Raw genomic sequence first — 11,200 nt, forward strand, 5'->3', positions numbered from 1 at the left:
AATTGCTGAAATTGCCGTCCTGTCGCGCCAACGGGTGGAGCGCGAGGCTATTAACTTCAACTTGGACTTATTTTTTCGTGACGCGGCGCGCGGACGCTTGCGCCATTATTGCTGTTGCGCGAAAAACACGGTCATTCGTCGATAAAGCGTTAACCCGGAACAAAGTAATGACCATCGCCGTTGCGGGGCTATTGATTAGTTTCGTTGCGTCATTTCCAAAGGGGTAATTCCAAATATGACCGTTCGCTCGTCCAAGCTTACGCTGTCGGCGCTCGCCGCTGCGACATCCGCTCTTGCCCTTTCGTCTCCGGCCCAAGCGGCCTGCACAGTGACCGGCACGGTACTCGATTGCACCAGCACGACGACTGTCGACACGATCTATCCGGCCAGCAGCCCCAATGACCGCGCCTATGCCTTTTCGCTTGGCCTGACCGAGGCGAACATCCTTACCGGCGCGACGGTGGACGGCTTCGGCCTTGCGTTTGGCGACATGCCGTCGGGCTTCGTTGTGACCAATGATGGCGTCATCCAGGTCAATGCGGGCAATACGCCGACGGTCGGCGGGTCGGCGGCCTTGAAGATGTACACTTCCGACACCTTTCCGGGCGGCGAAGCCTTCTACCAGGGCAGCGGCGACATCCTGAACCTCGGCATCGGCAATGGCCTGGACATCGAGAATTATTCGGGCACGGCCGACATCACCGCCAACGTCGGCGGCGACATCACGGCCGTCAATGGTGATGCCGTGCGCATCACTGCGTTTGGGGAAACGGACATCGTCCTCACATCGGCTGCAACCTCGCTGTTCGATGCGGGAGGGATTGGCGTCAACATCTTCAGCGCTGGCATTGGCTCGATCGACGTGGACCTGGCGGGCGACGTCGTTTCCGCGGGCACCGGTATCTATGTCGAAACCAACGATCCCGGAGCCGGCGATATCTCGGTCACCGCCGACGATGTCACGTCGAACGGCAGCAACGCCTATTATGTCGTGGGCAACAGCAACCTGGGCAATATCAGCGTCACCGCGACGGGAACGACCACGGCGGTCTCCTCGGGCATTATCGCGACCAACTTCAACGCCTTGGCGACGGGCGACCTCACGGTCACCGCGAATGGGCCGATTAATGTCGGGGGCACCGGTATTGTCGCCTACAACGGCGGGTCGGGCCTCGTTAGTGTTACGGCGGCGGGTCCAATCACGGCCGTTGACACGGGCATCAGCGCCTACAGCGAGCTTGGCGGCGTCACCGTCAACGCTGCCGAAATTACGGCGACAAACGGGACTGCGATCGCTGCCGGTACTTCCGGGACCGCGGCAACTGGCCCGGTCAGCGTGACAACCACGGGCGATGTATCGGGCGTCAGCGGCATCGACGTCGACAACACAGGCACGGGTACAGTTACTGTCAACGCTGGCGGCAGCGTCGTCGGCACAAATGGCGACGCAATCGACATTACGGTAAGCAACGCCGGAGCCGGTACGATTGGCGTGACTACTCTGGCGGGCGAAACGCTGAGCGCGTCGAATGGCGACGGCATCGAAATCACTACCGCGGGCAGCGGTAATGTCACGGTGACCAATGCGGCCGCGATCAATAGCGGCGCAGCGCCTAACACGCTGGAAAATGGCATCTTTGTCGACAGCACCGGAACCGCGAATGTGGCGGTTGCCAACAGCGGCGCAATCGGTTCGGCGACGGATCGCGCCCAGGGACACGGCATCTCAGTCACCACCGCAGACGGAACGGTCAGCGTCACCGGGAGCGGTGCGTTGTGGGCTGCTGATGATGGCATCGATGCCAGCACCACTGGTACAGGCGGTGTCACGGTCAATTATACCGGCGCGATCAATACCACCGCCGGCAACGGCATTTATGCCGAGGCAACCAGCGGACCGCTCTCGGTGACCAGTGGCGGCGTCATTACCGCTCCGGGCGGCAATGGCATCGAGACGTTCACGACCACCGGCAACCAGACGATCACGGTCAACGGAAATATCTCCGGCGGTAGCTCGGACGGCGTCCATGCCGTCTCGGACTCGGGTGCGATCACCGTCAATGTCGTCGGCGGCAATGTCGTCGGAAGCGACGATGGTATCGAAGTCGACACCGCGGGCGCGAAGGTCGTCAACGTCTCTGCGGGCCGCTCGGTCACCGGCGACTATGGCGTCTATGCGATCGGTGGATCGACGGTAACCATCAACAACAGCGGGACCATCGGCCTTACTGGCGAATATGCCGTGCTGACCTCTTCGGACACCGTCGCGACGATCAACAACAATGCCGGCGCGACGATGATCGGCATTCTCGAATTGTCTGATGGCAACGACACCGTCACCAACGCGGGCACGCTGAGCGTCCAGACCGGTTCCGACTTCGGCGCCGGCAACGACACGCTGGCAACCAGTGCCGGTGCGACCACCAACCTCAGCGGCACGATTGATTTTGGTGCGGGTACCGACGCGATCACCGTCGCATCGGGCGGAACGTTGAACAGCGCTACCGGAACCTCGATCGGCAACCTTGAGTCGATCAGCAATGCCGGCACCTTCAATGCCGCCGGTACGCTGGCATTCACGGGCGTTGCGCCAACGCTGGCGAACAGCGGCACGTTCAACCTGAACACTGCCGCGGTGACCGGCCTGGGTGCAGTCACCAACAGCGGGACGATTAACACCACCGGTACTTCGTCGCTCAGCAACACCGGAGCGTTCACCAACAGCGGGACGTTCAACACCGGCGGCGCCTTCACGCTCAGCAGCACGGGTGCTTTCACCAACAGCGGTTTGCTGAACCTAGCTCCGGCGACCTTTACCGCCGCCACCGCCAGCTTCACCAACAGCGGAACGATCCGTGCCGAGGGCGGCTCGACGACGATTGCGTCGGCGGCGCTCAACAATACGGGCACAATCGACCTCCAGGATGGCGCTGTAGGTGACATCCTGACCCTCACCGGCAGCTATGTCGGGTCGGGCAATGCCAACCTGTTGATCGACTTCAACGACACGACCGCGGATCGCCTAGTCATTAACGGTGCCGCCAGCGGGCTGACCCGGATCAATGCGCAATCGCTATCGACGGGATTGATCAACATTGACGGTGTGCTGGTCGTCGACGCGGCCAGCGCGACCGCGGGTGCCTTCACCCTTGGTTCGGTTACCGGCAACACCAGCCCGCTGGTTAACTACAGCCTGTCGCAACAGGGCGGGGACTTCTTCCTCGTCGCCGCACCAAGCGCCGCGGCCTTCGATCCACTCGTCGTACCGGGCTTCGCCACCTCGCTGTGGTACCAGAGCGCGGACGAAGTGATTTCGGAAACCCGCAAGCCCGCAACCACCGTCGGCGCAAGCTTCTGGGGCGACCTCTATTGGAGCACCGACAACTTCGGCGACAAGAATGCCGAATATGTCCTCGACGGCATGACGTTCGAAACCAACAATCGCCTTCGGACCCATCGCCTGGGCGTCCAGCTCGGCGTCGATTACGGCTTCGGCGGAGGCCGGGTCGGCCTCACCGGCGGCTGGGGTCGTGCCCGGGCCAACGGCAATGATCTCACCGACGTCGGGGTGCGTGCCAAGGGCTGGAATATCGGCGCTTATGGCCAGTTCGGCGGCCTGACCGGCTTCCATGGCGAATTCCTTGCCAAGCATGATCGCTATGACGCCAAGATCGACGACGGCGCGTTCCAGGACACCGACTTCGACATCCGCGCAAACGGTGTCGATGGCTCGCTCGGCTATCGCTTCGGGACCCCCGGCGCGACGACCTTCGACCTCAATGTCGGCCTCAGCCACGTCCGGACAAAGGTCGACGATGTCGAGGCGTTCGGGTTCAGCTATGACATCCAGAAGTTGAAGTCGACGCGCGGTCGGGCCGGTGCCCGGGTTGTCTTCGGACCGGGCATTGCCCCGTACCTCGATGCAACCGTCTATCGTGAATTCAGCGATCGCAGCCGCGATGTCGTCGTCTACGACGGGCTGAACTTCTACGATCTCGACGCCGGCGGCAAAGCCACCTGGTTCCGTCTCGAAGCCGGTCTGGGCGGCAACAACGGCCCGGGCCCGATCCTCGCCGCTTGGGGCGACCTTGGCGACAAGAAGGGCTTCGGTCTGCGCGCCGGCTGGCGCCTTGGCGGGCGCATTGCCGAGGCGGCTCCTCCGCCTCCGCCGCCGCCCCCGCCGCCGCCCCCGCCGGCAACCCAGACCTGCCCGGATGGGTCGGTGATCCTGGCGACGGACGCTTGCCCGCCGCCGCCGCCCCCGCCGCCGCCGCCGCCGCCGCCGCCGGAACCGGAACGCGGCTGAGGCTTAGCCTAGGTCAGAAAAGGAACGGCGGCTCCGCGAGGGGCCGCCGTTTCCTTGTCCGCACGATCAGCTGAAGAAAGTCCGGCCCATCCATAGCGCCATGGCGATCATCATCAGATTTTCCGTTAGCGAGACAAAGCCCAGGGGGACATTGGAGCTTCCGCCGACACAGGCGCATTTGAGTTCGCGCCGGTCGAGATAGACGGCCTTGAACACGCTAACCGCACCTTCGACCCCGATGAACAAGGCGACGGGGACACTGAGCCAGGTCAAGCGGTCCGACAGCATGAGCACCCCCGCCGCACCCTCAAGGAAAGGGTAAAGGCTGGCATAAGGTACCCAGCGCTTCGACAGCAGGTCGTAGTTCAGGAACATCGCAGAGAATTTCTCAACGTCCTGAAGCTTGAGCATCGCCAGCACGACCATCGACAGGCCGATGAACCATTCGGCCGCATGAACGGTGAAGGCGCTGCCCATCGTTGCCATGCTCAGGGCCGCAGCAGCAAGGGCGGTCATCCCGAACAGCGCGACGACAGGGATGTAGCTGGTTTCTCCGGCCGAGCGGACCGTTTTGCCGAAAAACCGCTTCAGATCGTCATAGCCGCCGATTCTTTGGCCATTGACATATGCCTGCGGCGTGGTTGCGACATTGTTGCGATCCTTGAACGCATCGGTTTCTTGGCGGGTCGTCAAATGATGGTCGACGACCGTATATCCCTGGCTTTCCAGCAGGTGCTTGGCCTTGAGGCCCCAGGGACAGACATGGCCGGGCATGACCATGCGATAAAGTTCGGCTTTCCTTGCCAAGGTGCGTTCGACAGCTTCCAACATGTTCATGTTCACCCTTTCGTCGGACTTGAAACGATTCGGGCAGGCTTTTAGCTGCCGTACCATGGTACGGAGTCAAGCATGGCGAATCTGACGATCGGGGCGCTGGCGAAATCCAGCGGAGTAGGCGTTGAGACGGTACGCTTCTACCAGCGCAAGGGCTTGCTTGCCCAGCCGCCGCGGGCGGGCGGAATTCGCCGTTACGATGGTGCCGATGTTGATCGGATACGCTTTATCAAGCGCGCCCAGGCGGCGGGATTCACCTTGGCGGAAATTGCCGAACTGATCGCGCTCGACGCGGGCGAGGACCGGGCGCGCGCCCGCGCTTTGGCGAAAGCACGGATCGCCGCGCTCGACGAGCGGATCACCGAGCTCCGGGAGGCGCGCGCCTCGCTCGCCCGGCTGGCCCGCGAATGCGGCGAAGACCGGGCAGGACCCTGCCCGATCATCGCGTCCTTCGGTTAAGGAGTTACCGCCGCCGGGACGGGCATGAAGGCAACGCGTTTGACCATCAGCGTTTCGCCCTTGTCGTTGGTGGTTTCCATCGACTCGCCGACCGCGACCGGCTTGGTCGTCCAGCAGACCTCGCCTTCCTGGTCCATCGCGCTGGTGAAGCAGGCCTTGCCGTCCTTCATCACCGCGGTTCCATGATCGAGATGTTCAGATCCCGCCCAGGCGACATAGTTGCCGCTGGAGTCGACGGTTTCCGTAACCGTCTTTCCGTCCTCGACAAATTCCCAGCTCGTGTCGTTGATCTGGAATCCTGCTTGGGTCGCCATCGCATTGGCGTCCATCGCGTTCATGTCGGTCATGGCATTGGCATCGGCAATGTTTGCATCGGCCGGCGCGTCTTGCTGTTGGCAAGCCACAAGCGCAAGCGCGGCCAGTGAAGTCATCACGATCCGCATCTTATCCTCCCTGTTGTGGTGGGTAGGACCGGTTAGCAGTTTTCCGCCTCGAAGCCCACCAGGAGGAGAAGGCGGCTCAGACGAGCTCTACCGCAATCGCCGTGGCTTCGCCGCCGCCGATGCAAAGCGAGGCAACGCCCCGACGCTTTCCCTGCGCCTTCAAGGCACCAATCAGCGTCACGAGGATGCGGGTTCCGCTTGCACCGATGGGATGACCCAGCGCGGTCGCGCCGCCATGAACATTGATCTGGTCGTGCGGAATGCCGAGGTCCTTCATCGCAAACATGGCGACGCAGGCGAACGCCTCGTTGACTTCCCACAGGTCGACATCAGTCACGGCCCAGCCGGCCTTTTTCAACACTTTTTCGATGGCGCCGGCGGGCGCGATGGTGAACTCGCTGGGCTCGCGTGCATGGGCGGCGCTCGCAACGATCCGGGCGACGGGCTTCAACCCCTTGGCCTCGGCGTCCGACTGGCGGGCCAGCACCACGGCGGCGGCACCGTCACTGATCGACGAGCTGGTCGCGGCGGTAATGGTGCCATCCTTTGCGAAGGCGGGCTTGAGGGATGGGATCTTGTCCGGCCGGCCGCGGCCCGGGGCTTCGTCGGTGTCGACGACGGTTTCACCGCCGCGGCCCTTGATGGTCACGGGGGCTATCTCCTCGGCAAAGGCGCCGCTGTCGATCGCGGACTTGGCCCGCGACAGGCTTTCGATCGAATATTCATCCATCGCCTCGCGGGTCAGCTGATATTCGTCCGCGGTGCACTGCGCGAAAGTCCCCATCGCCCGGCCCGCGTCATAGGCATCTTCCAGCCCGTCGAGGAACATATGGTCATAAGCCATGTCATGGCCGATCCGCGCGCCGGACCGGTGCTTTTTCAGCAGGTAGGGCGCGTTGGTCATCGACTCCATGCCGCCGGCGACGATCAGGTCGGCGTTTCCGGCCTTCAGCGCCTCTTCGGCCATGATCACCGTCTGCATGCCCGATCCGCACACCTTGTTGACCGTGGTTGCCTGGACCGACTTGGGCAGTCCGGCCTTCAGCGCTGCTTGGCGCGCGGGGGCCTGGCCGAGGCCCGCGGGAAGTACGCAGCCCATGTAGATACGGTCGATGTCCGAGCCATCGATCCCGGCCCGCTCGACTGCCGCCTTGACCGCGGTGGCGCCGAGGTCGGTGGCGCTGGCATCGGACAGGGCGCCTTGCATCGATCCCATCGGCGTGCGGGCGGCGGATAGGATGACGATCGGGTCGGTGGCCATAATGGAAACTCCGTCGAAATGTGCGATTGTTGCAGGTGCACATAGGCGGTGGAGGCGATGGGTTCAATTCACCCTCGCCGGTTTCCTAGGCGGGCCGAGCCCTCCGGCGGGGCTGACAAGGCTCCATCCTCTCTGCTAGCGCCGCCCGCGTACAGGAGGTCAAACTCCTGAGAGGAGACTATTGACGATGAGCGATTTGCCCGGCCTCGATTTCGACCTCGGCGAGATGGCCGAGACCATCCGTGACACGACCCAGCGCTTTGCCGCTGACCGGATCGCGCCGATCGCAGCGCGGATCGACGAAAAGGACGAATTCCCGCAGCAGCTGTGGCCGGCAATGGGCGAGTTGGGGTTGCACGGCATTACCGTCGAGGAAGAATGGGGCGGGTTGGGGCTCGGCTATCTCGAACATGTAATCGCCCAGGAGGAAGTTGCCCGGGCCTCGGCCTCGGTCGGCCTCAGCTATGGCGCGCACTCCAACCTTTGCATCAACCAGATCCGGCGCTGGGCGAACGATGAACAGAAGCGCAAGTATCTCCCCAAGCTGATCAGCGGCGAACATGTCGGCGCGCTGGCGATGAGCGAAGCGGGCGCGGGAAGCGACGTCGTCGGCATGACGCTGAAGGCAGAAAAGTCCGGCAATGGCTATCGCCTCAATGGCACCAAATTCTGGATTACCAACGGCGCCTATGCCGACACGCTGGTCGTCTATGCCAAGACCGCGCCCGATGAAGGTAGCCGCGGCATCACCACCTTCCTCATCGAAAAGGGAATGGAAGGGTTTTCCATCGGCCAGAAGATCGACAAGGTCGGCATGCGGGGTTCGCCGACCTGCGAACTTGTATTCGACGACTGCTTCGTCCCGGCCGAGAATATCATGGGGCCGGAAAATGGCGGTGTCGGCGTGCTGATGAGCGGTCTCGATTATGAGCGCACCGTGCTCGCCGGCATCCAGCTTGGAATCATGCAGGCCTGTCTCGACGTGGTCATTCCCTATGTCCGGGAGCGCAAGCAGTTCGGCAAGCCGATCGGCGCTTTCCAGCTGATCCAAGCGAAGGTCGCCGACATGTATGTCGCGCTCAACAGTGCGCGCGCATATGTTTACCAGGTCGCAAAGAATTGCGACGCCGGCAGAACCACGCGGTTCGATGCGGCGGGGGCAATCCTGCTGGCGTCCGAAAGCGCGTTCAAGGTTGCCGGCGAGGCGGTTCAGGCGCTGGGCGGCGCGGGCTACACCAAGGACTGGCCAGTGGAACGCTATATGCGCGACGCCAAGCTGCTGGATATCGGCGCAGGCACCAACGAAATCCGCCGGATGCTGATCGGACGCGAGCTAATCGGAGCATAGCCAGAACGTTTAATCTGCGTTAAACGGCTTTCCCAGCAGGGGAGAGTCGCGATGCAAAAGGTCGTGGTCTTGCTGGCACTTGCCAGCCTGTCGGCGTGCGGAACCGAACAAACTAACCAGTCGCGCGAAGCGGCGGAGGCGATGCCAGCATCGCTGGTGTTCGACGGCGCGGATTACAAGGACCAGGCGGCCAAGCTGGCACATGGCAAGAGGCTTGCCGAGGTACTTCACTGCAATAGTTGTCACGGCGACAATTTACAGGGCACCAATGTCACCGCCGACGATCCGGAATATGGCGACATGAATGCGCCGAACCTGACCCTTGTCCACGCCAATTACAGCGACGCGGATTTCGAAAGATTGCTGCGCAAGGGCATGCCCAAGGACGGACGCGACCTGTGGTTCATGCCGTCCGAAAGCTATCAGTTCCTTGGCGATGCCGACATGGCAGCGCTGATCAGCTACGTGCGTTCGTTCAAGCCTGAGGGCAAGCAGCTGCCGCCGATCCGAAAGGGCAAGGGCTTCCTTGCGGAGGTTGAAGCCGGCGCAATCCAGAACGCGGCGCTCCAGACCAAGCGATATGCGGCCGAGGCTCCTGAAGACCTGGGCCCGGCCCACGCGCGGGGCCGCGACATCGTGCGGATGGCCTGCACCGGTTGTCATAACAGCAAGCTCCAGGGCTATGAGGGCTTCACGCCCAACCTCGACGTCGCTGCGGCCTACACGCCGGCGGAACTGGAGACATTGCTGACGACCGGTGAGGGCAAGTCGAAGCCCGATCTGGGCCTGATGAAAGTCATTGTTCTGGAATCGCTGTCGAAAATGACGCCCGCGGAACGGCAGGCGGTGATCGGTTACATCAAGGCCCGCGCGGACCGTCCGCAGCAGCCTCAATAGCCTAGGCAAGCGCCGCCGCACTCGCTAGGCGTTTCGGCCATGAGTGCACCGCGGCTGGAAAGCAAAATCGACCTTAACAGCGACGAGGCCAAGGCCCGCGCGTCGCACAATCGTGGTTTGGCTGACAGGCTGCGCGCCGATGTGGCGGCGGCGGCGCTGGGCGGCACCGAAAAATCGCGCGATCGGCATGTCGCGCGCGGGAAGCTGCTTCCCCGCGACCGGGTCGAGCGGCTGCTCGATCCCGGCTCACCCTTTCTCGAAATCGGCCAGCTTGCGGCGTGCGATCTTTATGATGGCGAAGTGCCTGGCGCGGGGATGATCGCGGGCATCGGCCGCGTTTCCGGCAAGCAGGTCATGATCGTCTGCAACGACGCGACGGTAAAGGGCGGCACTTATTATCCGATGACGGTCAAGAAGCACCTCCGGGCGCAGGAAATCGCCCGCGAGAACCACTTGCCGTGCATCTATCTGGTCGACAGCGGCGGCGCCAACCTACCGCACCAGGCTGATGTTTTTCCCGACCGCGACCATTTCGGGCGGATTTTCTTCAACCAGGCGCAGATGTCGTCGCTTGGCATTCCGCAGATCGCCTGCGTCATGGGCAGCTGCACTGCGGGCGGAGCCTATGTCCCGGCGATGAGCGACGAAAGCGTGATCGTTCGCGAACAGGGCACCATCTTCCTCGCTGGTCCGCCGTTGGTGAAGGCCGCAACTGGCGAGGAGATCAGCGCCGAGGAATTGGGCGGCGGGGACCTTCACGCGCGCAAGTCGGGCGTGGTCGACCACCTTGCCGAAAATGACGAACATGCGTTGACGATCGTGCGCGACATCGTCAGCCACCTCGGCGGAAAAACCGGCGCGACCATCGAGACCCGCGAACCGCGCCCGCCGCTTTTTGACCCGCAAGAACTCTACGCGATTATCCCCGAGGATGTCCGCGCTCCCTATGATGTGCACGAGGTGATCGCCCGCATCGTCGACGGCAGCGAATTCCACGAGTTCAAGGCGCTCTACGGCCCGTCGCTGGTGTGCGGCTTCGCCCATATCTGGGGAATGCCGGTCGCTATCCTGGCCAATAATGGCGTGCTGTTCAGCGAAAGCGCGGTGAAGGGCGCCCACTTCATCGAACTCGCCTGCCAGCGGCGCATCCCCTTGCTGTTCCTCCAGAATATTTCCGGTTTCATGGTCGGCGGAAAATATGAGGCGGAGGGCATTGCCAAGCACGGAGCCAAACTGGTCACCGCCGTTGCCACTGCCACCGTGCCCAAGGTTACTATCCTGATCGGCGGCAGCTTCGGCGCGGGCAATTATGGCATGTGCGGCCGCGCTTACTCGCCCCGCTTCCTGTTTACCTGGCCCAACAGCCGGATCAGCGTGATGGGTGGCGAACAGGCCGCCAGCGTGCTTGCGACGGTCCACCGCGACGCCGACAAGTGGAGCGCGGACGAGGCCGAGGCCTTCAAGCAGCCGATCCGCGAAGATTATGAAGCGCAGGGCAATCCCTGGCATGCCACCGCGCGGCTGTGGGACGACGGGATCATCGATCCGGTGCAGACCCGCGACGTGCTGGGGCTGGCGTACTCAGCTTGCCTAAACGCGCCGATCCCCGAGCGGCCGCAGTTCGGCGTGTTCAGGATGTGATGGAGAACAGA

At 62.9% G+C, this 11,200-nt stretch carries 8 protein-coding genes; 5 read left to right on the forward strand and 3 right to left on the reverse strand.

All coding sequences use genetic code 11. From position 1 onward, the window contains the following. Positions 1-235: 235 nt before the first annotated feature. The gene (locus FMM02_RS08965) at positions 236-4,306 is read left to right on the forward strand and encodes a hypothetical protein (protein WP_147494521.1); all 4,071 of its coding nucleotides are present in this window, start codon (positions 236-238) and stop codon (positions 4,304-4,306) included. Between the two features lie 66 nt (positions 4,307-4,372). Here the strand turns inward: FMM02_RS08965 and FMM02_RS08970 are convergent, their stop codons facing one another. Then, positions 4,373-5,143, reverse strand: coding sequence for a glutaredoxin family protein (locus FMM02_RS08970; RefSeq protein WP_246104760.1), 771 nt, complete (start codon positions 5,141-5,143; stop codon positions 4,373-4,375). 72 nt (positions 5,144-5,215) lie between these two features. Here FMM02_RS08970 and FMM02_RS08975 point away from each other — a divergent pair, with 72 nt between their 5' ends. After that, a complete protein-coding gene (locus FMM02_RS08975; RefSeq protein WP_147494522.1) occupies positions 5,216-5,599 on the forward strand; it encodes a MerR family transcriptional regulator in 384 nt (127 codons plus the stop codon). On the opposite strand, the gene FMM02_RS08980 is transcribed toward FMM02_RS08975, so the two are convergent. Both FMM02_RS08980 and FMM02_RS08985 read right to left on the reverse strand, forming a co-directional pair. Further along, a complete protein-coding gene (locus FMM02_RS08980) occupies positions 5,596-6,042 on the reverse strand; it encodes a hypothetical protein (protein WP_147494523.1) in 447 nt (148 codons plus the stop codon). The two genes, FMM02_RS08975 and FMM02_RS08980, sit on opposite strands and share 4 nt — an antisense overlap. A gap of 76 nt (positions 6,043-6,118) precedes the next feature. Next, positions 6,119-7,303, reverse strand: a complete 1,185-nt coding sequence (locus FMM02_RS08985; RefSeq protein ID WP_147494524.1) for an acetyl-CoA C-acyltransferase — start codon at positions 7,301-7,303, stop codon at positions 6,119-6,121. A gap of 187 nt (positions 7,304-7,490) precedes the next feature. Here FMM02_RS08985 and FMM02_RS08990 point away from each other — a divergent pair, with 187 nt between their 5' ends. Genes FMM02_RS08990 through FMM02_RS09000 form a run of 3 tightly spaced genes read left to right on the forward strand, consistent with a single transcriptional unit; the run spans position 7,491 to position 11,189 of the window. Beyond that, positions 7,491-8,651 carry an isovaleryl-CoA dehydrogenase gene (locus FMM02_RS08990; protein ID WP_222703812.1) on the forward strand — a complete coding sequence of 387 codons (1,161 nt, stop codon included), beginning with the start codon at positions 7,491-7,493 and terminating at the stop codon, positions 8,649-8,651. A gap of 51 nt (positions 8,652-8,702) precedes the next feature. Beyond that, entirely contained in the window at positions 8,703-9,548 is an 846-nt protein-coding gene (locus tag FMM02_RS08995; RefSeq protein ID WP_147494525.1) for a cytochrome c, read from the forward strand. A gap of 39 nt (positions 9,549-9,587) precedes the next feature. Further along, positions 9,588-11,189: a carboxyl transferase domain-containing protein gene (locus FMM02_RS09000; RefSeq protein WP_147494526.1), complete on the forward strand. Its 1,602-nt coding sequence runs from the start codon at positions 9,588-9,590 to the stop codon at positions 11,187-11,189. The last annotated feature ends 11 nt before the right edge of the window (positions 11,190-11,200 follow it).

Source organism: Sphingomonas xanthus, from assembly GCF_007998985.1.
GTDB classification, from domain to species: domain Bacteria; phylum Pseudomonadota; class Alphaproteobacteria; order Sphingomonadales; family Sphingomonadaceae; genus Sphingomicrobium; species Sphingomicrobium xanthum.

What these genes read in the sequence shown, in the direction of transcription:
- FMM02_RS08975 (WP_147494522.1), top strand. Translation starts at nt 5,216, where the DNA reads ATGGCGAATCTGACGATCGGGGCGCTGGCGAAATCCAGCGGAGTAGGC.
- FMM02_RS08980 (WP_147494523.1), bottom strand. Translation starts at nt 6,042, where the DNA reads ATGCGGATCGTGATGACTTCACTGGCCGCGCTTGCGCTTGTGGCTTGC.
- FMM02_RS09000 (WP_147494526.1), top strand. Translation starts at nt 9,588, where the DNA reads ATGAGTGCACCGCGGCTGGAAAGCAAAATCGACCTTAACAGCGACGAG.
- FMM02_RS08965 (WP_147494521.1), top strand. Translation starts at nt 236, where the DNA reads ATGACCGTTCGCTCGTCCAAGCTTACGCTGTCGGCGCTCGCCGCTGCG.
- FMM02_RS08995 (WP_147494525.1), top strand. Translation starts at nt 8,703, where the DNA reads ATGCAAAAGGTCGTGGTCTTGCTGGCACTTGCCAGCCTGTCGGCGTGC.
- FMM02_RS08970 (WP_246104760.1), bottom strand. Translation starts at nt 5,143, where the DNA reads ATGAACATGTTGGAAGCTGTCGAACGCACCTTGGCAAGGAAAGCCGAA.
- FMM02_RS08985 (WP_147494524.1), bottom strand. Translation starts at nt 7,303, where the DNA reads ATGGCCACCGACCCGATCGTCATCCTATCCGCCGCCCGCACGCCGATG.
- FMM02_RS08990 (WP_222703812.1), top strand. Translation starts at nt 7,491, where the DNA reads ATGAGCGATTTGCCCGGCCTCGATTTCGACCTCGGCGAGATGGCCGAG.